Origin of the sequence: Streptomyces sp. NPDC055243 (genome assembly GCF_044544025.1) — a bacterium.
Lineage (GTDB): Bacteria > Actinomycetota > Actinomycetes > Streptomycetales > Streptomycetaceae > Streptomyces.
Genome location: NZ_JBITWR010000002.1, coordinates 169,047 through 193,261, shown reverse-complemented (window position 1 = coordinate 193,261; position 24,215 = coordinate 169,047). Strand labels below are relative to the sequence as shown.

Annotated in this window: 16 protein-coding genes; 10 read left to right on the top strand and 6 right to left on the bottom strand. The window is 72.1% G+C overall.

Annotated features, from left to right (window positions below):
- Positions 1–45: 45 nt before the first annotated feature.
- From ACIGXX_RS05780 to ACIGXX_RS05765, 4 genes are all read right to left on the bottom strand, one after another.
- On the bottom strand, positions 46–1,404 hold the full coding sequence (locus ACIGXX_RS05780; RefSeq protein ID WP_351158460.1) for a protein kinase: 1,359 nt from the start codon (positions 1,402–1,404) through the stop codon (positions 46–48).
- Positions 1,398–2,327, bottom strand: coding sequence for a PP2C family serine/threonine-protein phosphatase (locus ACIGXX_RS05775; RefSeq protein WP_383817231.1), 930 nt, complete (start codon positions 2,325–2,327; stop codon positions 1,398–1,400). Before ACIGXX_RS05775 ends, ACIGXX_RS05780 begins: the two co-directional genes overlap by 7 nt.
- Positions 2,324–2,983 (bottom strand): tellurium resistance protein, encoded by a 660-nt coding sequence (locus ACIGXX_RS05770; RefSeq protein WP_351159337.1) that lies wholly within the window; start codon positions 2,981–2,983, stop codon positions 2,324–2,326. Before ACIGXX_RS05770 ends, ACIGXX_RS05775 begins: the two co-directional genes overlap by 4 nt.
- A gap of 126 nt (positions 2,984–3,109) precedes the next feature.
- A complete protein-coding gene (locus ACIGXX_RS05765) occupies positions 3,110–5,452 on the bottom strand; it encodes a GTPase-associated protein 1-related protein (RefSeq protein ID WP_399973097.1) in 2,343 nt (780 codons plus the stop codon).
- A gap of 204 nt (positions 5,453–5,656) precedes the next feature.
- On the opposite strand from ACIGXX_RS05765, the gene ACIGXX_RS05760 reads away from it, so the two are divergent.
- The 9 genes from ACIGXX_RS05760 (at position 5,657) to ACIGXX_RS05720 (ending at position 16,680) form a co-directional block, all read left to right on the top strand.
- Entirely contained in the window at positions 5,657–6,448 is a 792-nt protein-coding gene (locus tag ACIGXX_RS05760) for an alpha/beta fold hydrolase (protein ID WP_399974303.1), read from the top strand.
- Between the two features lie 76 nt (positions 6,449–6,524).
- Positions 6,525–7,790, top strand: coding sequence for a cytochrome P450 (locus ACIGXX_RS05755; protein ID WP_399974300.1), 1,266 nt, complete (start codon positions 6,525–6,527; stop codon positions 7,788–7,790).
- A 108-nt stretch (positions 7,791–7,898) separates the two neighbouring features.
- The gene (locus tag ACIGXX_RS05750; RefSeq protein ID WP_399973094.1) at positions 7,899–9,173 is read left to right on the top strand and encodes a DUF1266 domain-containing protein; all 1,275 of its coding nucleotides are present in this window, start codon (positions 7,899–7,901) and stop codon (positions 9,171–9,173) included.
- A gap of 169 nt (positions 9,174–9,342) precedes the next feature.
- On the top strand, positions 9,343–10,359 hold the full coding sequence (locus ACIGXX_RS05745) for a LacI family DNA-binding transcriptional regulator (RefSeq protein ID WP_351158449.1): 1,017 nt from the start codon (positions 9,343–9,345) through the stop codon (positions 10,357–10,359).
- The gene (locus tag ACIGXX_RS05740; protein ID WP_399973090.1) at positions 10,356–11,972 is read left to right on the top strand and encodes a sugar ABC transporter ATP-binding protein; all 1,617 of its coding nucleotides are present in this window, start codon (positions 10,356–10,358) and stop codon (positions 11,970–11,972) included. The genes ACIGXX_RS05745 and ACIGXX_RS05740 overlap by 4 nt, the downstream gene beginning before the upstream one ends.
- On the top strand, positions 11,962–13,911 hold the full coding sequence (locus tag ACIGXX_RS05735; RefSeq protein ID WP_361470754.1) for a substrate-binding domain-containing protein: 1,950 nt from the start codon (positions 11,962–11,964) through the stop codon (positions 13,909–13,911). Before ACIGXX_RS05740 ends, ACIGXX_RS05735 begins: the two co-directional genes overlap by 11 nt.
- 55 nt (positions 13,912–13,966) lie before the next feature.
- Positions 13,967–14,947 (top strand): ribokinase, encoded by a 981-nt coding sequence (locus ACIGXX_RS05730; protein WP_366462121.1) that lies wholly within the window; start codon positions 13,967–13,969, stop codon positions 14,945–14,947.
- Positions 14,944–15,333, top strand: coding sequence for a D-ribose pyranase (gene rbsD, locus ACIGXX_RS05725; protein WP_361467874.1), 390 nt, complete (start codon positions 14,944–14,946; stop codon positions 15,331–15,333). The genes ACIGXX_RS05730 and rbsD overlap by 4 nt, the downstream gene beginning before the upstream one ends.
- Before the next feature lie 114 nt (positions 15,334–15,447).
- A complete protein-coding gene (locus ACIGXX_RS05720) occupies positions 15,448–16,680 on the top strand; it encodes a hypothetical protein (protein WP_366462123.1) in 1,233 nt (410 codons plus the stop codon).
- 375 nt (positions 16,681–17,055) lie between these two features.
- On the opposite strand, the gene ACIGXX_RS05715 is transcribed toward ACIGXX_RS05720, so the two are convergent.
- Positions 17,056–19,530: an ATP-binding protein gene (locus ACIGXX_RS05715; RefSeq protein ID WP_399973085.1), complete on the bottom strand. Its 2,475-nt coding sequence runs from the start codon at positions 19,528–19,530 to the stop codon at positions 17,056–17,058.
- 240 nt (positions 19,531–19,770) lie between these two features.
- On the opposite strand from ACIGXX_RS05715, the gene ACIGXX_RS05710 reads away from it, so the two are divergent.
- The gene (locus tag ACIGXX_RS05710) at positions 19,771–22,788 is read left to right on the top strand and encodes a BTAD domain-containing putative transcriptional regulator (protein WP_399973082.1); all 3,018 of its coding nucleotides are present in this window, start codon (positions 19,771–19,773) and stop codon (positions 22,786–22,788) included.
- A 379-nt stretch (positions 22,789–23,167) separates the two neighbouring features.
- Here ACIGXX_RS05710 and ACIGXX_RS05705 read toward each other — a convergent pair whose 3' ends face one another.
- Positions 23,168–24,067: a kinase gene (locus ACIGXX_RS05705; protein ID WP_399973079.1), complete on the bottom strand. Its 900-nt coding sequence runs from the start codon at positions 24,065–24,067 to the stop codon at positions 23,168–23,170.
- Positions 24,068–24,215 lie beyond the last annotated feature (148 nt).

The following is a 24,215-nucleotide window of genomic DNA, read 5'->3' as shown; positions in this document are numbered from 1 at the left end:
CCCCGCCTGGCCCCGCCCGCCCCTTGTAGCCCCGCCTGGTCCCGCCTAGTCCCGCACCTCCGCCTCCGCCCCGCCCCCGAACTCCAGGAGCAGCCCGGCCCGCAGGGCGATCGTCCGCCCCGGCTCCACGTCCCGCACGGTCCCGTCGTCCTTGCGCGCGGTCCACACGTCCTTGGTGTGGTTGGTGAGCCCGAACCTGCCCCGGTTCTGCGGGTGTTCGGTCACCTCGCCCACGACGGCCCGGAAGTCGTGCCGCTCGGGGTACTCGACCAGGTGATGGGCGTAGACCCGCGCGTTCGGGGCGAGCCGGATGCCGCGCCGGGTGCGCGACGTCCCCGTACCCGTGACCAGTTCGAGCCGGGGCGGAAGCACCAGCGTGCGACCGCACTTCCAGCAGTCGGGGGCCGCGCCGTCCGGTTGCGTGAGGTTCTGCTTGCCGCACGAGCCGCACTGGGTGATGGCGTCGAGGACCTGGCTCAGGGCGTCGCACCACTGCGACTCGCGCACCCGCTTGACCGGTGTCCGTACCCCCTCCGTGAAGGTACGGATGAACAGGTCGCGCAGGATCGGCGGCAGCGCGCCCCAGGTGGCGAGCACGGTCGGCTGCTCGCCGGGGACGGGGCGGTTGCGGGCGTCGGACGGGTCGTAGACGAAGACCGGATCGGTGCCGTAGAGGCGGCGCTTGGCCGCTTCGTCCATGCAGCGGATCTGCAGGGCCTGCGCGCCGTTGAACGGGTGGTCGTTCATCAGGAGCAGGAAGAGCAGCACCGCGAGCGAGTGCAGGTCGGTCTGTGTGCCGGGCTGGGCCCCCTTGTCGCGGCGGACCAGCTCGGGCGCCATGAAGTCCATCGTTCCGGCGACGGCCGCGGACTCGCCCTCCACCACCGCGTTGTCGTTGTCGCAGACCAGGACGTCCCCGGTGCGCGGGTCGAAGAAGATGTTGCCCCAGTTGATGTCGCGGTAGGCGATGCCCCTGGAGTGCAGCGAGCGGTAGGCCTCGACGGTGTGCAGCGCCACGGTGACCAGCGTGCGCATCGTCGCGGCGGACACCGAGGGATCGCGGCGGAACAGCGCGGGCAGGTCCTGGAAGCGGGCGGGCCGTACGTCCATGAGATAGCCGAAGCCCGCCGCGCCGCTCTTGGGGCCCTCGGGGTCGAGGACTATGGCCGTCGGCCACAAGAAGCGGTCGTCGCTCCAGCCGCGTGCGATGAGCCCTTCGAGGATCTGCCGCTGGCGGGCGTCGGCCAGCTGCGGGTAGTACCACTTCAGCGCGCGATCGCCCTGTGGCGTCGTCACGCGGTAGACCTCGCCCTGGCCGCCGGAGCCGAAGAGCTCGGCGACCGTCACCTTCTCCCCCGACTCGGCCACCAGGGTCTTTCCGGCGGCGAGCATGCCGTTCACCATGCGGTTCCTTTCTCGGCTTCCTGTTCGGCTGAGCCTTCGGGCCCAGCGGGTGCCGTGGCCGCGAACGCGCCCACGAACGTCGTGTCGTCGCCGGAGTACTTGGCGGCGCGCTCCAGCCAGTCCGCCAGCTGCGCCTGCACCGCGGGCACGCCCTGCACCGCGGCGCGCTCGGTGACGCCGGTGGCGAAGTCCAGGAACCCCTGGTGGTCGGCGAAGCTCTTGGAGAGCCCGTCGGTGGACATGAGCACGGCCGGTGGCGCACCCGCGGTGAAGGGCTGCCAGTGCGACCGCATCTTGCGCCAGGGCTCCGGTTCGCACAGCGAGTCCGTCTCGTCCCCCATGTCGGGCCCCGTCGAGAGCGGTGTGTGCGGGGTGCCGTCCGCGTCGACCAGGACGATGTCACCGTCACCCAACTGCCAGCAGAACAACATGCGTTCGGTGAGGACGGCGCCGATGAGAGTGCTGCCGTACACGGCGAGGTCGGGCGCATCGCGGGCCGCGTCCGGCAGCAGGCGTCCGCCGTGCGCCGGGGAGTTCCAGTCGTGCAGGAGCACGCGCTCGCGCCAGCGGTGCGCCACCTGCTGCGGCAGCCTGCGGGCCTCGGCCCGCAGGCCGGTCCAGCCCGTCGCGTCGGCGCCGACCCGCACCACTTCCCGCGCGAAGTCCTCGGCGCACGCGGTGAACTCCTCGACGGCCCACTGGGAGCCGAGGTCGCTGCGGAAGTGCGCGCCGGAGCCGTGCCCGTCGGCGACGGTGAGCACCGCGGCGCGTCCCTCCGCCACGGAGAAGGCGCCACCGCTGTCCTGGCTGTACTTCTTGCCGACTCCCTTGACCGTGGCGCCGATGATGGCCCAGCCGCCGGTCCCCGCCCGAGTCCGCTCCGGTGCCGAAGGCGCACCTTCCGGTGTCGAGGGCCCGCTCACCAGATGTCGTCTTCGTCGTCCTTGGTCAGCGGCGCCGGTCCCAGCGGGGACGCGGGCCTCGCGTCCTCGACCTTCGGCGTCGACGCGTCCTTCACGACGGCCGTCGACATCCAGCGGATGGCCGCGGCGAGCTGGCGGGGGTTCTTGGCCTGGAGGGGCTCGAGCTCCGGGTTGCCGAGGAACTCCTTGAGCATGCTCTTGTCCGCGTCGTCCCCGATGGCCACCGCGACGCGTACGGCACGCTTGCCCCACGGCGTCGCGTCGATCTCGCGCAGGCCCGCCCGCCAGTCGTCGGTGGGCTGCCCGTCGGAGGCGAGCGCGAGCACCGGGGGCAGCGCGCGCTGCGGCATCGGCGGGGTCTGCAGCGCGCCCGCCGCGAGCCTGAACGCCGCGCCCATGTCGGTGCCGCCGTACGTGTGCACGTCGTCCCACGCGAACTGGTCCACCGGGGTCGGCTCGCCCACATGCCAACTGGCGCCGCTGGCGAAGGAGATGGCGCGTACGAGCAGGGAGGCGGCCGGGTTGGACTCGGCCGCCTGCTGCATCTCGGGGATGGCCTCGCGGATGGCGAAGTTCAGCTCGCCGATCTTGCCGTTCACGCCCATGGAGCCCGAGCAGTCGAGCATCCAGATGAAATGGACGGGGCGGTTCGCCATGCTGCCGCCGGGGAAGTTGTCGGCGGCCTGGGCGGCCTTGACGGTCACACTGGTGTCGCTGGTCTTCCTCACGCTGGTCCTCTCGCGCGTTCTCTGTGGATCAGGTCTTTTTCGGGGGCCGAGGTTCTAGGGGGCCGGGTGGCCGCAGTCGTGGCCGGGGCAGGATCCCGGCGGTCCCTGCGGCTTTGGCGGGCCCTGCGCCTCCGTCAGCCGGTTGCGCCACGCGTTCCACTCCTGGACGCGCTGCTGCCCCCGCCCGTGCGCGAGGCGGGCCAGCTCCGTGGCGACCTGGCTCAGCGTCCACTCGTCGAGCCCGGGCATCACGGGAGCCAGGATCTGCGACAGGAGTTCGTCGCTGACCCGCTGCCACTCCACCGTGACTCCACGCCCGTGGCGCGGGCGCCACGCCTGGTAGAGCGCGGCGATGTGCGCGGGCTGGTGCGGCAGTGCGTGGATCAGCCCCTCGCGTACGCCGTCGTCGAGGAGCCGCGCGCGGTACTGCCGCAGCAGGCCGCTCTCCGCGTTCATCAGGAACCGCAGCCCCTGAGAGCGGCACAGGTCGACCGGATCCAGCCGGGAAAGGCCGCGGGCGACCAGTTCGTCGATCCCCTTGCGCAGGACGACATGGACGGGGGACGCCCGCCGCATCCGGCCGATGAGCTGGTCGACGGCGCGGTCCACGGGAACCCGCATCTCGGCGAAGTCGGCGGCCAGTACCAGGAGTTCGGCGGTGGCCTGCTCGCGCGGGCCGAGGCGCTCGGCGAGCAGCGCCCGCGCCAGGTCCACCAGCTCGTTGTCGACCCGGTCCGGCTCCTTGAGCCAGCCCACCAGACGGATGCCGAAGCCCGCTTCGATGATCAGGCGCGCCGTGCAGGTCCTTGCGAGCCGCATCACGTCGACCCGGTCGGGCTGCCGACCGCCCCACACCAGGCGCCACAGCAGCCGCAGCGTCTCGGCGTCGTTCACCCGCCGCCCCGGCAGCAGCTCGGTCAGCGCGCCGAACAGCTCGGCGCCGCGCGGCCCGCCGGGCTCCCTGCGCCAGCGTGCGGCCGCCTCGGCGAGACGGACGGCGAGGGGGGCGTCGTCGATGTGCTTCAGCAGCCACCTGCCCTGCGGCGCGTCGGCCAAGTCGCGCAGCCGGTCCAGCTTGTGACCCGTGAGGTTCTGGGCGAGCAGCTTCAGGACCCGCCGGTTCAGACCGGTGTGGCCAAGGGCCTCCAGGACCTCGACGGCTTCGGCGCACTCGCGCCGCCCGGGGTTGAGCAGCGCCCTCGCGAGCCGCTCCATCGCCTCGTCGAGGCCGCGCCCCGCGTCCGCGCCCATGGCGAGCGCCAGCCGCAGCGGCTCGGTCCAGGTCCGCACCGGCTCGCGCAGCCTGCGGCGCAGCGCGTCGTCCGCGCGCCCGCCGAGCTCGCCGCGAAGGCTCAGCCAGGCCTCGGTGCTCAGCGGGAGCCGTTCGCAGGCGGCGATGTCGGGCAGTGTGCCCTGGTCCTCGGCCACCGCCACGTAGTGCCGGACCAGGGCGAGGGCGAGCGGCTCGGCCGCGGCGCGGTCCTCGTCGCCGAGGTCCCGGCACAGCGCGTACAGCTCGTCGACGACGGGACTGCCCGCGCTCTCCCGCGCCACCGACGCGGCATGGGCGCTGACGATGTCGCGGCGGGCCTCGCCGGACATCGCGGCCAACTGCCGTACGTCGAAGGTCGGGCCGGTCAGCGCGAACGGGTCGTCGTCGGCGCCCGGCTCGGGCGGTGTCCCCTCGATCCACTGCCGGGCGGTCACCTCGGCCCAGGTGTCGGGCACCGGCGTGCTTCCCTGGCCGCCGACCCCGTCGTGCACGCGGTAGAAGTGGTCGAGCGTCGGCCCGTCGAACCGGTCGAAGTCAGCGTCGGGCCCGATGCCGAGGATCTGCTGCGGCGCGCGCCGCGGCTTCGCGGTCCAGGTGCTGAACGTCAGCGAGACGGCGTACGCGTCGGGCAGCGAGGCACAGGCGAGGGCGACCCAGTGGGCCACGGCCTCCGGTTCGTGCTCGGCGACGACGATCTGCCGGCCGGCCCGCTCGTCGAACAGCCGGCGCACGTCGGCCAGGAAGGGTTCTACGCGGTCGGCGTGCGCGCGGGCGAAGGCGGTCAGGCTTTCCGGGGCGACATCACGTAAGGGCCGGGGAAGTTCGGCGGGGCTGTCCGCGTACGCGACGTCGACGCGAAGCCCACCGGACGCACCACCGGCAGTCGTACGGTCGGCGTTCGTACGATCGGCGGCCGTGCTGCAGAGCAGGCTGCCGCCGTCCGGGAGCCTGCTGCGGCTGAGGCCCTGACGGTGCCCGACGGCCAGCACAAGGGCGGCCAACTCCGTTGGTTCCAGACTCTGTTGTTTCTCCTGCTCCTGCGGTCCCTGCGGTGCGGGGATCAGACGGACGGCTCCGGTGTCCGGCTCCTCGTCGAGCCGGTAGCTGAGACGGCGGATGGCCATGCCACATTCTGACCACCCGCGCGCCCCGATCGCAGGCCGTCCGCCAAGTTTCCCCTTTCCACGGGACGCACGTGACTCACCCGTGTCCCACTCCCGGGTGACGCCGTGCGCCCTTGCGGTACGGGTGCGTTGGGGCCACGGTGGTGCGCGGGCCCATCCACCGGCCCGTTCCCGACGTTGGTGCTGACGCTGATCGGAGTCGCCGTGGCCTCCTTCCCGCTCCCCCATGCCCTGTTGGGTGACGGCCCGCACAAGGTGATGGCCGTGCACGGCTGGTTCGCCGACCGCTCGGCGTACGCGCCGGTGCTCGCGGACCTCGACCTCGCCTCGTTCCAGTACGCGGTGGTCGACCTGCGCGGGTACGGCGAAGCGAAGGACACCACCGGCGCGTACACCACCTCCGAGGGAGCCGCCGACGTCGTCGGCCTTGCCGACCGCCTGGGCTGGGACCGGTTCTCGCTGATCGGCCACTCGATGGGCGGCAGCGTCGCCCAGCGGGTCCTCGCGGCCGCCCCGCACCGGGTCCGCAGGCTGGTCGGCGTATCGCCCGTTCCCGCCTCGGGCCTCGAACTTCCGCCCGAGCAATGGGAGTTGTTCTCCGAAGCGGACCGGCTGCCGGAGAACCGCCGCGCGATCCTCGACGTCACCACCGGCGGCGTACGCCCCGCGGCCTGGCTCGACCGCATGGTGGCGCGCTCCCTGGAGGTCAGCGACGCGAAGGCCTTCCGGGCCTGGCTGGACTCCTGGGCGCGCGAGGACTTCCACGAGCGGATCGAGGGAGCGACCGTGCCGGCGCTCGCGGTGGTCGGGGCCCTGGACCCGGCGCTCGGCGCGGATCTGATGCGCCGGACGTGGCTGCGCTGGTACCCGCGCGCCGAGCTCACCGAACTCCCCGAGGCGGGCCACTACGCGATGGACGAGACGCCGCTCGCCCTCGTCCGCGCCGTGGAGGACTTCCTGCGGGCGGACGGCGAGGACGGCGGCGGCGCGTCATGAACGTACGAGCGCTTCATGGGCGTACGGACACGTGAACCGGCCGCCGAGCGAGGCGAGCGGGCCGATCCCCGCACCCGTGGACGGTGAACTCACCGCCGTGCCCGATGTGTTCGACCCGCGGCAGTACGCGGCCGGGGTCCCGCACGACCGCTACCGCCTGCTCCGCGACCTGCACCCCGTGGCGTGGCAGGACGAGCCGCCGGTGCTCGGCTGGCCTGCGGGGCCCGGCTTCTGGGCGGTCACGCGGCACGCGGACGTCGTCCGCGTCCTGAAGGACTACGCCACGTACTCCTCGCACCTGGGCGCCACCCAGATCCGCGATCCCGACCCGGACGACCTGCCGTTCATCCGCCGCATGATGCTCAACCAGGACCCGCCGGACCACGGTCGGCTGCGGCGCCTGGTCAGTCGCGCGTTCACGCCCGGACGCGTGGAGCGCTTCGAGTCCCTCGCCCGCGACCGGGCCCGCACCCTGCTTGCCGGGGCGGCGGCCCGCGCCCGTGCCCACGACGGAACCTGCGATCTCGTCACCGCCGTCACCGACGACTACGCCCTGCTCAACCTCGCCGACCTGCTCGGCGTGCCCGAGAGCGACCGCGGTCTGCTCCTGCGCTGGACGCAACGTGTCATCGGCTACCAAGACCCGGACGAAGCGGGAGAGTTGAGACTCGACACGGACGGCAAGCCACTCAATCCCCGCTCGCCCGCGATGCTGCGCGACATGTTCGGCTACGCGCAGGAGCTGGCGGCGCACAAGCGCCGCGCGCCCGCCGACGACATCATGACCACCCTCGCGACGGACCCCGAACTGACCGGTCCCGAGCTGGAGATGTTCTTCTTCCTGCTCACCGTGGCGGGCAACGACACCGTGCGGGGCGCGGCGCCCGGCGGTCTCCTCGCGTTCGCCGAGCATCCGGACGAGTACCGCCGCTTTCGCGAGGGCGAGGCCCCGGTCGCCACCACCGTGGACGAGCTCCTGCGCCACCACCCTCCCGTGCTTACCTTCCGCCGCACGGCCGCCCGGGACACCACGCTGGCGGGCCGGGCCGTCCGCGCCGGGGACAAGGTGGTCGTCTTCCACGCGTCGGCCAACCACGACGAACGCGTCTTCGCGGACCCCCACCGCCTGGACCTGTCCCGCTCCCCGAACCCCCACGTCTCCTTCGGCGAGGGCCCGCACGTCTGTCTGGGCGCACACTTCGCCCGGCTCCAACTCCGCGTCCTGTACGAGGAGTTCCGCGCCGCACAGACCGCGCCGCCCCAACTGGCGGGCCCGCCGGTGCGGCTGGTGTCCAACTTCATCAACGGTCTGAAGTCGGTGCGGGTGGGACTGTCGGCGTAGGCGGCACCGGCGCGAGTGGCACCGGGCAGGCGTCGGATACGGTGCAAGATCCGGTTTGATGCCCTCCGCGCGCACCCCGCGCGCGCCACCCACGACGGAGACCCCCGCATGCACGGCGCAGCCGCCCCCGCAGCCGAGGACGAGCACCACGACGACGTCTTCCCGAACGTCGAGGCCCCCGAGGACGGCACTGCCTGGCAGGCGCCCGCCGACCTCGAAGAGCACCTGTACGAACTGTGCGAGGCCGACGACGGGTACACCTACCTGCGGGCGATAGCCGTCACCGGCCTGTACCGCCCGGTGTCGGTGGCCGACGTCGAGCCGGGCGCGACCGAACGCCCGGTCCTCACCGTCGACCTCCCCGACGGCCGCCGGATCGCGCAGATGTACACCGTGGGGCTGCTGCCGCGCCCGCATCCCGAGGTCGTGTACGAGTTCGTCACGCTGGGCACGCTGGCGGCCGAACTGCCGGACGACATCGACATCCTGGTCGTCAACGCGGCCACGCCCTGCCAGCAGTTCTATCTCACGACGGAGGACGAGCGGGAGGTCTGGGCGGACCTGCACGCCGATCTCTACGTCGACGGCCGTCTGCACGACCGCGTCGACACCCGCCGCACCGGCGCCCCGGAATCCCCCGTCCTGCTGCACGGCCTGGCCTGCGGCGCCCACCTCTGCTTCGCCAACGGCGACGCCTGGAACACCCTCGACTGGCACGGCGCGGGCTACAACTCCGAGGTCGAGCGCCTTGCGGAATGGTGGGGCGTGCACGGCCGCGCGGACTGGCTCGACGTGCAGGAGCGGCTCCTGAAGCGTGAAGTCAGCCCGTGGTACTGGGACTTCGTGCTCGGCGCCCGTACGTCGCTGATCAAGCAGTTCGGCCCGCGCGTCGACCCCGAGCTGTGGCGCCGGTGCGTGGAGACGACGATCCGCGACCGCGTGGCCGAGACCGGCGGCCACGACTCCCCGCACAGGCCTGGCGACGACCCCGACCTGGACGACTTCGTCGCCGCGCTGCGCGGACTCGTCGGAAAGATCGTCCGCTACGAGTCGCGCTTCCGCGCCGACGGCCTGCTGCCGCCCGACGGCCACGTCCGCACGGTCGCGGCCTGGGACATCGGCCGCGCGTCGAAGATGGCCCGCTGGGGCAGGGGCGCGCGGTACGCGTCCCACGCCGAGCTGGAGGCGGCGATCGAGCGCGCGAGCCATGCGGCCAGGGCGGCGTACGCCTCCTGGGAGGAGTTCTCCGCGGGCTACGTCCTCGGCCGCTGCCTCCACTTCGACGAGGAGCAGTTCGGCGACTGGTACACGACGGTGCTGCGGGCCCACCGCGAGCTGGTCTCGGACCCGGACAGCCCGTGGCTGACGGTGCCGTTCGCGTGAGACGGCGGAGCCCCGGCCGCCGCTGCCCCGAGGCGCCCGGGGCCACCCCGCTCACCTGAGCACCCCGCATCACAATCTGGTCTCGCTGCCCCTCCAGGGTCTTGCCACCCACCCGTGTAATCGATTCCAATCCTCCGTGTAATCGATTCCACAAGGAGGTGGACCGGCGATGGCGAGCATCAAGGACGTCGCGGCCGAGGCAGGCGTATCCGTCGCCACGGTCTCGCGCGTCCTGAACAGTCACCCCTCGGTCAGCCCTGCGGCCCGGGCCCGCGTCCTCGCCGCGATAGAGGGCCTCGGCTACCGCCCGAACGCCGTCGCACGCTCGCTGCGCACCGCCCAGACCCGCACGCTCGGCCTGGTCATCAGCGACGTACTGAACCCGTACTTCACGGCTCTGGCCCGCTCCGTCGAGGAGGCGGCCCGCGCGCTCGGCTACAGCGTGATCATCGGCAACGCCGACGAGCGGCCCGAGCTACAGGACCACCACGTGCGCACGCTCCTGGACCGCCGGATCGACGGGCTCCTGGTCTCCCCCACCGACGGCGGCTCCCCGCTGATGCTGGAGACGGCCCGCTCCAGCACCCCGATGGTGTTCGTGGACCGCTGGATCCCGGGCGTGGACGTCCCCGTCGTCCGCGCCGACGGCCGCGAGGCCGTCCGTGACCTGGTCGCCCACCTGCACGCCATCGGGCACCGCAGGCTCGCGATCATCGCCGGGCCCGCGGCCACCACCACCGGCAGCGAGCGCGTCGAGGCCTTCCGCGAGGCACTGGGCGCGTACGGGCTCCCCCTGCCCGACGACCACATCGGGCAGGGCGACTTCCAGGCCGACAGTGGGCGCCAGGCCACCGAGCGGTTCCTCGCGCTGCCCGAGCCGCCGCACGTCATCTTCGCCGCCGACAACCTGATGGCACTCGGCGCGCTCGACGCGATCCGCGCGCACGGCCTGCGCGTCCCGCACGACATCGGGCTCGCCGCCTTCGACGACATCCCGTGGTTCGTGCACACCGATCCGCCGATCACCGCCATCGCCCAGCCGACCGGCGATCTGGGCCGGGCCGCCGTGCAGGCGCTGGTCGACCGGATCGAGGGCCGCAGCCCCCGGTCTGTCACCCTGCCCGCCCGCCTCGTCGTACGCCGCTCCTGCGGCGAGTCCCCCACCGACCAGAGGAGCACCACGTGAGCAGCCAGGACGAGTTGCCGCGCGACGCCGAGCCCGGCACCGACCGCACCCCGGACGAGCTGCTGCGGATCGAAGGCATACGCAAGACCTTCCCCGGGGTCGTCGCGCTCGACTCCGTGGACTTCGACCTCCGCCGGGGCGAGGTGCACGTCCTGCTCGGCGAGAACGGCGCGGGCAAGAGCACGCTCATCAAGATGCTCTCCGGCGCCTACCGCCCCGACAGCGGCCGCATCCTCGTGGACGGCAGGGAAGCGCGCATCCACGGCGCGCAGGACGCCGAGCGGCTCGGCATCGCCACGATCTACCAGGAGTTCAACCTCGTACCCGACCTCACCGTCGCCGAGAACATCTTCCTTGGCCGCCAGCCGCGCCGCTTCGGGGTGATCGACCGCAAGGCGATGGAGGAGGCAGCCGAGAAGCTGCTCAAGCGGGTCGGCGTCCAGGTGTCGCCGCGTGCCAAGGTGCGTGAACTGGGCATCGCCCGGCTGCAGATGGTGGAGATCGCCAAGGCGCTCAGCCTGGAGGCCCGCGTCCTGATCATGGACGAGCCGACGGCCGTCCTGACGAGCGAGGAGGTCGACAAGCTCTTCGCCATCGTGCGGCAGCTGCGCGCGGACGGCGTCGGCGTCGTCTTCATCACCCACCACCTGGAGGAGATCGCCGCGCTCGGCGACCGCGTGACCGTCCTGCGCGACGGCCGCAGCGTCGACCAGGTGCCCGCCTCCACTGCCGAGGACGAGCTCGTGCGCCTGATGGTGGGCCGCAGCATCGAGCAGCAGTACCCGCGCGAACGCCCGGACGCCGGGGGTGCGTTGCTCACCGTGAAGGGCCTCACCCGCGACGGCGTCTTCCACGACGTCAGCTTCGAGGTGCGGGCCGGTGAGGTCGTCGGCCTCGCGGGGCTCGTCGGAGCGGGACGGACCGAGGTGGCGCGTGCCGTCTTCGGCGCCGATCCGTACGACGCGGGCTCCGTCGACGTACGCGGCGAGCGGCTGCCCCGGCATGACGTGATCGCCGCGATGGGCGCCGGCATCGGCCTCGTACCGGAGGACCGCAAGGGCCAAGGGCTGCTGCTCGACGCCTCCGTGCAGGAGAACCTCGGCCTGGTGACGCTGCGTTCGGCGACGCGCTCCGGGCTCGTGGACCTCAAGGGGCAGCGCGTCGCGGCGGCGAGGATCGCCGAGCAGCTCGGCGTGCGGATGGCCGGGATCGGCCAGCACGTGCGCACGCTGTCCGGCGGCAACCAGCAGAAGGTCGTCATCGGCAAGTGGCTGCTCGCCGACACGAAGGTGCTGATCCTCGACGAGCCGACGCGCGGCATCGACGTGGGCGCGAAGGTCGAGATCTACCAGCTCATCAACGAACTGACGGCCTCCGGCCACGCGGTCCTGATGATCTCCAGCGATCTGCCCGAGGTCCTCGGCATGAGCGACCGCGTGCTCGTCATGGCGCAGGGCCGCATCGCGGGCGAACTCGCCGCGGACGAAGCGACGCAGGACGCGGTGATGGCCCTGGCCGTCAGCACCACCGCGGCCGTGAGTACCACCACAACGGAAGCACCCGCAGCAGTCCGGAACGGAACAACCGAAGGGGAGGCCTCCCGTGGCCACTGAAACGCTGAAGAGCAACGCGGGTGGCGCCACCGGTCTGCGCCGCGTGCTCCTCGACAACGGCGCCCTGAGCGCCCTGGTCGTCCTCCTGGTGGCGATGTCGCTGCTTTCCGGGGACTTCCTCACCACCCAGAACCTGCTCAATGTGGGCGTGCAGGCCGCCGTCACCGCGATCCTCGCGTTCGGCGTCACCTTCGTCATCGTCTCGGCGGGCATCGACCTGTCGGTCGGCTCGGTGGCCGCGCTCTCGGCCACCGTCCTCGCCTGGACGGCGACGTCGCAGGGCCTGCCGGTCTGGCTCGCGGTCGTCCTCGCGGTCGGCACCGGCATAGCGTGCGGATTCGTGAACGGCCTGCTCGTCTCGTACGGCAAACTCCCGCCGTTCATCGCGACGCTGGCGATGCTGTCGGTGGCCCGCGGCCTCTCGCTGGTCATCTCGCAGGGCAGCCCGATCCCGTTCCCCGACTCGGTCTCCAACCTCGGTGACACGATCGGCGGCTGGCTGCCGGTCCCGGTCATCGTGATGATCGCGATGGGTCTGATCACGGCCGTCATCCTGGCCCGTACGTACATCGGCCGTTCCATGTACGCGATCGGCGGCAACGAAGAGGCGGCCCGTCTCTCCGGGCTGCGCGTCAAGCGGCAGAAGCTCGTCATCTACGGCCTCTCCGGTCTCTTCGCCGCCGTCGCGGGCATCGTCCTGGCCTCCCGTCTGGTCTCCGCGCAGCCGCAGGCCGCGCAGGGTTACGAGCTGGACGCGATCGCCGCGGTCGTCATCGGCGGCGCGAGCCTGGCGGGCGGTGTCGGCAAGGCGTCCGGCACGCTGATCGGCGCGCTGATCCTGGCGGTCCTGCGCAACGGCCTCAACCTCCTCTCCGTGTCCGCCTTCTGGCAGCAGGTCGTGATCGGCGTGGTCATCGCGCTGGCGGTCCTCCTGGACACGCTGCGCCGCAAGGCGGGGGCGACCCCCGGTGCCTCGACGGGCGCGGCGGCGGGTGGCGGGAAGAAGGGGCCGCAGGTCCTGAAGCTCGGTATCGCGGCCGTGCTGGTGGCCGCCGTCATCGGCGGCATCTCCGTCTTCAACAACGGCTCGTCCTCCGGTACGACGACGAAGATCGGCATGTCGCTCTCCACCCTCAACAACCCCTTCTTCGTCCAGATGAAGGAGGGCGCGCAGGCGGAGGCCGAGAAGGCCGGCATCGACCTCACGGTCACCGACGCGCAGAACGACGCGTCGCAGCAGACCAACCAGCTGCAGAACTTCACCGGCGAAGGCATGAAGTCGATCATCGTCAACCCGGTCGACTCCGACGCGGTGGGCCCCGCGGTGCGCGGCGCCAACAAGTCCGACATCCCGGTGATCGCCGCCGACCGCGGCGTGAACAAGGCGAAGGCGGCCACGCTCGTCGCCTCCGACAACGTCGCCGGCGGCAAGCTCGCCGCGAAGACCCTCGCGGAGAAGCTGGGCGGCAAGGGCAAGATCGTCACCCTGCAGGGCGTGGCGGGCACGTCCGCGAGCCGCGAGCGCGGCAAGGGCTTCGCCGACGGCATCAAGGAGTACCCCGGCATCAAGGTCGTCGCCTCCCAGCCCGCGGACTTCGACCGCACCAAGGGCCTGGACGTCATGACGAACCTGATCCAGTCCAACCCCGGCATCGACGGCGTCTTCGCCGAGAACGACGAGATGGCACTCGGCGCGGCCAAGGCCCTCGGCGGCAAGGCGGGCAAGTCGGTCTCGGTGGTCGGCTTCGATGGAACCCCGGACGGACTCAAGGCGGTCGAGTCGGGGACGCTGTACGCGTCCGTGGCGCAGCAGCCGAAGGAGCTGGGCAGGATCGCCGTGCGGAACGCGGTGAAGGCTGCGCGCGGCAAGGACGTCGAGACGATGGTGAAGGTCCCGGTGAAGGTGGTCACGAAGAAGAACGTGGCCGACTTCTCCTGAACCCCGACTCCATCGCGCCCCGCCGGACGAACGAACACAGGAGCTGGACCCACAGATGCACGAGCACGCCCCCGACGCCGACATCGACGACGCCACGTACGACCTCCTGGTCGTCGGGTCGGCCAACGCCGACCTGGTGATCGGCGTCGAGCGCCGCCCCGCCCCCGGCGAGACGGTCCTCGGCTCCGACCTCGCCACGCATCCCGGTGGCAAGGGCGCCAACCAGTCGGTCGCGGCGGCCCGCCTCGGCGCCCGCACCGCCCTGCTCGCGCGGGTCGGCGACGACGCGCACGGCAGGCTCCTGCTCGACTCGCAGCGCGCGGCGGGCGCGGACACGGTCGGCGTCCTGGTCGGCGGGGCGCCCACGGGCGTCGCGCTGATCACCGTCGACCCGTCGGGCGACAACAGCATCGTGGTCTCGCCGGGCGCCAACGCCCGGCTGGCCCCCGAGGACATCCGCGCGGCGGGCAGCCTGCTCGCCGCGTCCCGGGTGGTCTCCACCCAGCTGGAGATCCCCGTCGAGACGGTCACGGAGCTCGTACGCACGCTTCCGGCGGCCACCCGCTTCGTGCTCAACCCGTCACCGCCGGCTCCCCTGCCGCGTGAAGTCCTCTCCGCCTGCGACCCGTTGGTGGTGAACGAGCACGAGGCGCGCTACATCCTGGGCACTTTGGGCGACGACGCGAGCCCCGCGGACTCCCCCGCGGACTGGGCGCGGGCGCTGCTGGACCTCGGCCCCCGCTCGGTGGTGATCACCCTGGGCGCGGAGGGCGCCCTGACGGCGGACGGCAGCGGCTCCCCCGTCACCGTCCCCAGCCCGAAGGTGGACGCGGTGGACACGACCGGCGCGGGCGACGCGTTCACGGCGGCCCTGGCCTGGCGCCTGGGCCTGGGCGACGACCTCCCCACGGCGGCGGCGTACGCGGCGCGCGTCGGCGCGGCGTCGGTCACCCGGCAGGGCGCGCAGGAGTCGTACCCGACGGCGGCCGAGGTCCCTGCGCACCCGGCCCGAGGAACGGCGGCTCCCTCGGCATGAAGAAGACCGGCATCCTCAACCGCCATCTGTCCGGCGCCCTGGCCGAGTTGGGCCACGGGGACACGGTCCTGATCTGCGACGCGGGCATGCCCATACCGCCCGGGCCACGCGTCGTCGACCTGGCCTTCCGCGCGGGCGTGCCGTCCTTCGCCGAGGTCCTGGACGGGCTGCTCGCGGAGTTGGTGACGGAGGGCGGAACGGCGGCGGAGGAGGTCCGGGAAGCGAACCCGGCGACGGCCGCACTCCTGACCTCCCGCGTCACCCCCCTCACCCTGATCCCGCACGAGGAACTCAAACTGCGCACGGCGGGCGCCCGCCTGGTGATCCGCACGGGCGAGGCCACCCCGTACGCGAACGTGCTGCTGCGGTGCGGGGTGTTCTTCTGACGGCTCGGCCCTCGGCTTCCTGCAAGCTTTGGGCAAGCCCCGGGCAAGGCTTCCTCCCGCACCCCCGGGCATCCCTGGCCGGAGAGTTGTTCTCACACAACACCGGGGGATCCCATGCCATCCGACACACGCCCCGCAAGCCCACGGTCCGCACAGTGGCTGACCCTGCCCGGCTGCAAACGCGTCCTGGTCGTCGTGCACACGGAGGTGTACGGCCGCCGGCTGCGGGACCTGCTGCCGCTGCTGGAGGCCGACCTGCGTGTCCAGGTCGACTTCACCATCGCACCACACGCGTTCAACGCCGGCGCGGAGCGCTCCCTGCGGGACCTGGACAGCGCGGTCCTGCCGTGGGAAGTGGCGCTGCGCGCCGAGTACGACCTGGTGCTCGCCGCCGGTTCGCAGGGCGTCGAGCAGCTGCGCGGTCCGCTGGTCCGACTGCCGCACGGCGCCGGGCACATCAAGCTTTCACGGACGACCGACGACCGGGACCCGGGGGCGTCGCGGACCGTGAGCGGGATGGGGCGGCAGTATCTGGTGCGGGAGGGGAAGGTCGTACCCAGGGCGATGGCCCTCGCCCACCGCGACGACCTGGCCACGCTGGAACGGACGTGCCCGGAGGCGCTGCCCATCGCCGAGGTCGTCGGCGACGCCACCCACGACCGCATCGTCTCCAGCCTTCCGCTGCGGCGGCGCTACCGAGCGGCACTGGGTCTGCGCCGCGGCCAGAAGCTGCTCCTCGTTTCCTCCACGTGGGGTGTCGGCTCATCCTTCAACCGTCTCGACGCGCTGCTGCCGCGTCTCCTGACGGAACTCTCGCCCGCCCGGTACCTGATCGCCGTACTCGTCCACCCCAATGTCTGGTCCGGTCACGGCGACTGGCAGGTGCGATCGTGGCTCTCCGCCGCCCGGCGCCGCGGGATCGTGGTCATCCCGCCGGAGGCCGATTGGCGCCAGCCGCTGATCGCCGCGGACTGGGTGATCGGTGACCACGGCTCGGTCACGCTGTACGCGACGCTGACCCACGCGGCGATCCTGCTGGCCCGCTTCCCCACGGCCGACGTCGATCCCGCCTCCCCGGGCGCGGAACTGGCGAGGACCGCACCTGCCCTGTCCCCGGCCCACCCCCTGCCGGAACAGCTCGCCTACGCGCGCGCCGAGTACCCGGCGGCGGCGTACGCGCGCATCGCCCACCGCATCTCGTCCGAGCCCGGCCGCTTCGGCCGGAACACCCGGCGTCTGATGTACGGGCTCCTCGGCCTGGGCGAGCCCGCCTACGCGCCGCTGCTGCCTCCGCTGCCGCTTCCCACGCCTTGGGTGGGCGCGGGAGTGGGCGAGGTACCGGTGTGAGCGAGTCGCTGGTCGTCTGCTTCGAGGACCGCGGCTTCGAGGACCGCGGCCGATTCGACGCACGCACAGGCGAGACCTGGCGACAGTGCGCGGATGTCCTGTACGGATGCCGTCCGCGTTCCCTGCCCGACGCGGTGGGGCTGATACGGAAGGTCTTGGAGCGTTACCCGGGCTGTGCCCTTGCCATGGCTCCCAGCACTGACGGCTGCTGGGTGGCACGCGCCCGTCCCGGCACGCAGGCCGTGGTCGGTCCGCTCCTCCCCCGGCAGGCGGCGCGGACCACCGTCGACGTCGTACGTCTCGCCTCCGCGCTGTACGCGTCGTTGCTGCCCGAGTGCTCACGGCTCCGTCTGCCGCACCCCTGCCGGGGACGCGTCACCCGAGGGCGCTCAATCGCTCCTCCAGGCGGCGCGCGTCGGCTGCGCTGACCGCCGCATAGCGGGCCAGGGACGCGCCGTACCACTCCCTGGCCCGTGACTGGTCACCGCGCTCTGCGGCGCCTTCGCCGAGCATTTCCAGTACGCGGCCCTGCCAGTGCACGGAGCCGGTTGCCTCGAACTCGGCCAGGGCCTGCGTCAGTTGCCCTTCCGCTCGTTCGAAGTCGGCACCGTCGCAGCGTGCATGGGCCCGCCCCAGGAAGGCCAGGGCCCGCGCCGCGTCGTACGGGTCGTCCTCGGCGAGCAGATCCGCGCGGGCGCGGGTGAGGTGGGGCAGTGCGTCTTCGGGGCGGTGGGCGGCGAGGGCGACATCGCCCAGACAGAGCCGGGTCAGGGCGGCACCACGGCGGTATCCGATCTCCTCCCGCAGCGCGAGGGCCAGGTGGAAGTACCGGGTGGCGTCGGTGAGCCGTTCGGCGAGCCGGTAGGTCTGCCCGAGCCCGTGCAGGGCTTGCGCCTCGGCCTTGCGCGCGGCGGCCGGCCGGCCCGGGTCTTCGGCCTCCTGGCCTTCGGCCAGCCGTGCCACTTCCTGCCGCGCGAGGTCGAGCGCCTCGCCGAACCAAGCGGCGGCTTCGTCGTGCCGACCGATGTTGCGCAACCCCGTGCCACCCGAGGTCAGCATCCGGCCCAGGCCTTCTCGGTCGCCCGCACGGCGCGCCGCCGCGAGTCCGGTCTCATGGGCTTCGATCCACAAGTCGTACGGCCGAAGGCGCAGGAACAGCGGCCAGAGCGCGTCGGCAAGCATCCATGTGCTGGCGTCCCAGCCCCTCTCGGCGGCGGTGCGCAGCACCGCCATCAGGTGCGCCCGTTCGGCGTCCAGCCAGCGCAGCGCGCTCGGCGCGTCGGCGAAGGGCGGCGGCTGGCCGACGGGGTGTTCGTACGCACGGCGCAGTGTGCGGTGGCCGGGCGTCAGAAGTGCCTCCGCGGCCGTCGCGGCCGACAGGCAGAAGTCGACGACACGGCGGACCGTCGCTTCCGCTGCCGCGGGTGTCTCCGTCTCCTCCGCGACCTGGCTGGCGTGCGCGCGGACCAGATCGTGGAAGCGGTACCGCCCTTGCCCCGTACGGGAGTCAGGACCGAGGTCCTCGATCAGATTGACTTCGGCCAGCTCGTCGAGGAGCCGCTCCGCCACCACCGGGGGCACCTCGCAGACAGCGGCGGCGATCGGGACGCCGAAGACAGGGACCGGCGCAAGGCCCAGTCTCCGGTAGCAACGAGCGAGGTCGGGACCGAGAAGGCGGTACGACGCGTCGAGGGCTCCCCGCACTGCGTACTCCCCCTCCACCCACAGCGCGTCCAGGGTCCCCCCGGGGTCACCGCCCAGTGCCCCGGCCATCACTGCGAGGGGTTGCCGGGGGCGAGCCGCCACCCGGGCCCCCGCGACGCAGACGGCAAGCGGCAGTCCCGCGCAGGCCTTGGCCATCGCCAGCGCCGCCTCCGGCTCCCGGCCCACTCGGTCGGCGCCGATCCGGCTGCGGAGCAGTTCCACCGCATCGCCCGTGGCGAGCACGCCCAGCGGGTGGAAGGCGGCTCCGTCCATCCCCAGGCCGGTCAGCCGGGCCCGGCTCGTCACCGCAGTCAGCGCGCCCGCCGCCCCGGGAAGGAGCGGACGGACCTGGGCGGCGCTCACCGCGTTGTCCAGAAGCACGGCGATGCGCGCACCCGCTGTCGTCGAACGCCACAGCGCGGCCTGCTCATTCAGCTCCACCGGGACCTGCTCATGACCGAGCGCCCGCAGGAGCTCGCCCAGCAGCTCGGTCGGCCGCGCGGGGCCGCCCCCGGAGTGGCCCCGCAGATCGGCGTACAGCTGCCCGTCGGGGAAGGCGTCGGCCAGGCCGAGCAGCCAGCGCCGGGCCAGCGTCGTCTTCCCGACCCCGGCCGGTCCGCTGATGACGGCGAGCACCGGCCCGTGCCCGACGTTGCGCGCAAGCCGATCGAGGCCGGCGAGCTCACGGCTGCGGTTGGTGAAGTGGGCCGGAACGGGCGGCAGTTGCCGAGGCACCGCACGGTCCGCGGCCGAGTGAGGCGCGGACGGCGAGTGGATGTGGATCCCGCCGTGGATGTCGTGGGCCTGCACCACGGGGCCCCCGATCCGGGCGGAAGCGCCGATGGCGTTGTCCACGCGGTGGCCGCCGGCGACGGCGGCCTCGTCCGCCTCTGCGAGCAGCCATCCCCTCAACTCCCGTGCCAGCGAGGGCCGCAGAGCCGCTTCCCGGGCGAGGACCTCGGCCAGCTCCTCGACGGGGTTCCCGCCGCCGGTCCCCCCTTCCGGCATCGCCCACGCGCGCACCAGTCCGGCCGTCTCCGGCGGCGCCGCCTCGCGCACCCGCTCCAGGAGGGCACGTCTCGCCCGTGGCCGGGGAGAGGCCGAGGTGAGGGCAGCCGTCAGTTCCCGGGCCGTCACGTGGTCCATTCCCCCGCCTCCCACTGATCCGCCGGTCTCCACCGCCTTCCTTACCCGTCCGCTGTTCTCTCCAGACCGAATGCCCCTCCAAGTCGAGCGTTTAAGCCAAATGCGGCCAATACAACTGACCGGACAGCATCACTATTTGAACGTTTCTGAACTCATGCGATTCTTTGACGTCACCCAGCGGCACAGGCCGACCTGCGGACGGGGGCACTGGTGGACGTGCGGATTCGCATCCTTGGTCCCGTGGAACTGCGGACGGGCGGACACACCGACGCACTCGGTTCGGCAAAAGAACGGCTGATGCTCGCGGCCCTCGCCCACGACGCCGGCCGGCCGGTCTCCCTCGACACCCTGCTCCACCGGCTGTGGGACGACGCGCCGCCCGCCAAACCCCGCGCGAGCCTGCACGCGTACGCCGCGCGCATCCGCCGAAGACTCCGCACCGCCGGCTGCGATGAACGACTCGTCCAGCAGGCACACACCTACACGCTCGACGTCCGCCCTGACCTTGTGGACTGCCATCACTTCAAGGACCTGGCGGCCCGAGCCCTCGCCCTGACCGACGGCGGCGACGACACCGAGGCGCTCGGTCTGCTGCGGGAGGCGGAAGAGCTGTGGCGGGGCGAACCACTCACCGGGCTGCCCGGCCTCTGGGCGGAACGTGTCCGCACCAGCCTGACGGAGCAACGCCTCGGCGCCCAGCTCACCCGGATCGGCATCGAGCTGCGCAGGGGCCACTTCGCCGAAGTCGCCGTCGAGGTCGCCGCGTTGCTCGAACAGCGCCCCAGCGACGAGACCCTCGCCGGGATGCTGATGACCGCGGCCTACGGCTGCGGGCGCCAGGCCGACGCCCTGCGCGTCTACGACACCGTTCGCCGCCATCTGCGCGAGGACCTCGGCACGGACCCGGGCGAGCCCCTGACCCGGCTGCACGGTCTCATCCTGGACGGAGCGCCGGTCAGACAACTCCTGCCGGCCCCGGAACCCGCGGTGACGGCTCCCCACACCCTGCCCAGCCATGCCGACATGGTGGGCAGGCAAGCGGAGCTGGACGCCATCATCCGGGCCTCCACCGCACCCCACAGCCCGCATGTACCACGTACGGTCATCGCGCTCCAGACCATCTCCGGCATGGCGGGAGTCGGCAAATCACTGCTCGCCGTGCACGCCGCGAGCCGCCTCGGCCGGCACTTCCCCGACGGCCAGATCCACCTCGACCTGCGCGCCCACTCCGTGGGCCAGGAGCCGTTGACCGCGCGGGCCGCGCTCACCGCACTCCTGCGGGTCCTGGGCGTTCCCGCGAGTACGCTCCCCGAGAGCCTGGACGAACTCGTGGCCCTCTGGCGCACCTTGCTCAGCACCCGCCGCGCCATCGTCGTCCTCGACGACGTGGCGGGACCCGACCAGCTCCGGCCGCTTCTGCCCGGCCCCTCCCCCTCCCTGGTCATCGTCACCAGCCGCCGCCGGATCACCGGACTGCCCGGCGTCCGGTCCGTCCTGCTCGACGTACTCCCCCCTCGGGACGCCGTCGCGCTGTTCAGAAGGCTGGCCGGGGAGGAGCGCACCACCAGGGCGAACGAGGTCGCCGACATCGTCCGGCTCTCCGGACACCTCCCCCTGGCCATCGAACTCGCCGCGGGCCGCCTGGCCTCCCGTCCGACCTGGACGACGGCCCACCTCCTGCACCGGCTGACCCACGGACACGGCAGGCTGAAGGAATTCCGGGACGGCTACCAGGAGGTGGCCCGCGCATTCGAAATCTCGTACCAGACACTGACTGTCGAAGAGCAAACAGTCTTCCGGCTGCTCGGCCTCCAACTCGGCCCGAATATCGACGCGTTCGCGACGGCGGCACTTACGGATCTTCCGCTCGACAGCGTGGAACGTGTTCTTGAATCGCTCCTCGACGCCTACCTCATTCAGGAGCCGTCACCCGAGCGGTACGCATTTCATGATCTGCTCGGTGAATACTCCCGGACGCTCGCCACATCCGAAGATCCACCGGCCGCCCGCGAACGCGCCCTGCACCGGCTGATCGTCTTCTACATTCAGGCGTCCGACGCCGCGGACCGAATGATCCATCCCCGCCGACTGCGCGGCGGCCCGCCCCGTCCCACCCCGTCCGGCCCCGTTCCCCGGTGGCCGAGCCCGGCAGCCGCGAGGCAGTGGCTCATCTCGGAGCGCGCCGCGCTCATCGCCGCGGAACGCCACTGCCGCACGCATGGCCGCCCACGCGAAGCCGCTCTGCTCGCCGGCACCCTGGCGGCCTTCCTCGTCGAGGAGGGCTACACGGCGGAGTCCCGCCGCATGCACGAGTCCGCCGCCCGGTACTGGGGCGCCGCAGGTCAGCACCGGGCCCAGGTGCGTGCGCTGCTCGACCTCGGCACCGCCCTGTCGCACTGCGGGCGGTACGACCCGGCGCTCACCGCCACCGAGCGCGCGCTCCAGATCGCGACGGACTCCGGGGACGCCGAGGCGAAGGCCGAAGTCCTGCATCTGCTGGGCGTGTTGCACTGGAATCTCGGCAGCCTCTCCACGGCACTCTCGCACCAGAGCGAGACGCTCAGCCTGCGGCTCGACTCAGGAGATCTCTGGCAGACGGCCAGATCCCAGAACAACCTGGGAATCACACATCTCTATCTCGGGAATTCCGTGAGCGCCGACGAACATTTCAACGCGGCACTGGCGGGATTCCGAGCCACGCACGACGCCCGCGAAGAGGCGCACGTACTGAACAATCTCTCCGACCTCCATGCGCAGAACGGCGACCCGGAGTCCGCACGGCGATTCCTGAACGAGGCCCTCGACATCCTCGAAGATTCCGGGAGCCAAGGGGACCGCGCCATCACTCAGGTGAACCTCGCGAACACCATGAATTCCCCGGACGAATTGAATGCGATGCTGGATCTCTACCGGGATTCGCTCACCGCGTTCCGCCGTCTCGGAGACCGCAGGAACGCGTCGAACACCCTGCACGGCATGGGCAGCGCCCTGCACGCCGCGGGGCGGTTCCGCGAGGCGGCCGCGCAGCACAGGAGAGCCCTGGACCTGGCCAGGAGCATCGGGGCGGCCCACGAGGAATCCCAGGCACTGCACGGCCTCGGCCTCGCCGAACACGGCCTCGGACACACGTCGGCCGCCGCCGGGCACATCAACGCCGCCATCGAGACGGCGGACCGGATCGGAGCGGCGCGGGAAGCCGCGCGGGCGCGGGAGAGTCTGGCGGCCGTCGCCGGAACAGCGGCGAATCGTTCCTCTTGACACTACCTCCAGTACCGGATCTCCAGTACCAGATCCGGACCGCCCACGGGACCCTCAAGCAGGAAGTCACGGGCACGTTTGCAGATTTAATCTCCGTGCTGTAAAAATCCCGCCGAGGAAGCATTTTCGCCCCTCGTGCCCATCGATATCTCATGGAGAAATCGCAACGATGAAAGCTGGGATCAACAGGCGAGCCGTCAGAAACGGACTGTTCGTCGCCGCCGCGATGGGGATAGCCATCTGCATTCCCTCGAAGATGACATCCTCGACGGAATCAACCGCACAGGACCACCGTTCCGTGACGGTCACGCACTCGGTCACAGCCGACCGCGCCTGACGCACCTCCGGCCCGGCGGCGGAACCCCGCCGCCGCGCCACCTCACCCCGCCCGCCCCCGGCCGGGAAAACTCAGCGTCCGGTACACCGTCACTCCTCCCGCCAGCTCCCCGCAGGCCCGTGCCGCCGCGCTGACGCGTTGGGTGTACGAGGGGTCCGCGGTGTCGAGGAGGATGCCCAGCGTCGTGCCGCTGTGCGCCACGGCCACGCCCAGGCCGCCGACCTCCCGGCAGATCTCCCGCATCGGCTCCAACGACCATTTGTGGCGCAGGAGTTGGTTCATCCGCGCGCTGCGCGTCGCGACCCTGCCGACCTCCGCCAGGTCGCGGCGGCGGACGGCGCCCGTGAGGCGGTCGAGCAGGCGCGCGTACTCGTGGCGGTCGGCCAGGGTGAACGGCTTGGGGATGCGGTTGAAGTCGACCGTGTCGACCGAACCGCCCTCGTCGATCCCCACCACGGCCATCACCGGGAGCGATCCGAGGACGCCGCGCAGCCGCACGGTGCGGTGGTGGAAGGCGACGATGGCCGGGTAGAGCACCCCGTCGGTGGGCTCGATGTCCGCGAGCAGCCGCTCGATCCGGGACGGCGGCATGTCGACCCGCAGCGCCTGCCCGACCGCCCGCGCGGTCGCCACCAGGTCGGCGGACGAACTGGCCAACCCCTTGCCCTCGGGGATGACGCTGTTGACGTGGAGAGTTCCCCCGGCCGGTACGCCGGTCCGCCGCTCCGACAACTCACCGATCGTGCGGGCCAGTTGGAGCGCCTTGGTCTTTCCGGCCGGACGGACCACCACCTCCCCGGAGTCGGGCTCCTGCCGGAACGTGGCCATCGTCCATCGCGCCACGGGCAGCGTCACCAGGAAGTCCCCGTCCTCCTCCGGCAGTACGCCTTGCAGCAGCTCGCCGAAGGTTCCGAAGGCGGCGCCCACTCCGGTCCCGGCCACTACGCCCGGCCTCGGGCCACCCGGCCTCGGGCCACCCGACCTCGCGGTCGGTCCCGTACCTGCCGGGCGGGGTCGTGGCCCGGCCTCCTGGGACAGCTTCACAGGTCTCCTCTCAACGTCCCGACGCCTCCAGTGCCCACAGGCTGCC

Excerpts from the sequence above, each read along its gene's own strand:
- ACIGXX_RS05780 (WP_351158460.1), bottom strand. The coding sequence starts at position 1,404 with ATGGTGAACGGCATGCTCGCCGCCGGAAAGACCCTGGTGGCCGAGTCG.
- ACIGXX_RS05770 (WP_351159337.1), bottom strand. The coding sequence starts at position 2,983 with ATGGCGAACCGCCCCGTCCATTTCATCTGGATGCTCGACTGCTCGGGC.
- ACIGXX_RS05765 (WP_399973097.1), bottom strand. The coding sequence starts at position 5,452 with ATGGCCATCCGCCGTCTCAGCTACCGGCTCGACGAGGAGCCGGACACC.
- ACIGXX_RS05750 (WP_399973094.1), top strand. The coding sequence starts at position 7,899 with ATGCACGGCGCAGCCGCCCCCGCAGCCGAGGACGAGCACCACGACGAC.
- ACIGXX_RS05745 (WP_351158449.1), top strand. The coding sequence starts at position 9,343 with ATGGCGAGCATCAAGGACGTCGCGGCCGAGGCAGGCGTATCCGTCGCC.
- ACIGXX_RS05730 (WP_366462121.1), top strand. The coding sequence starts at position 13,967 with ATGCACGAGCACGCCCCCGACGCCGACATCGACGACGCCACGTACGAC.
- rbsD (WP_361467874.1), top strand. The coding sequence starts at position 14,944 with ATGAAGAAGACCGGCATCCTCAACCGCCATCTGTCCGGCGCCCTGGCC.
- ACIGXX_RS05720 (WP_366462123.1), top strand. The coding sequence starts at position 15,448 with ATGCCATCCGACACACGCCCCGCAAGCCCACGGTCCGCACAGTGGCTG.
- ACIGXX_RS05715 (WP_399973085.1), bottom strand. The coding sequence starts at position 19,530 with ATGGACCACGTGACGGCCCGGGAACTGACGGCTGCCCTCACCTCGGCC.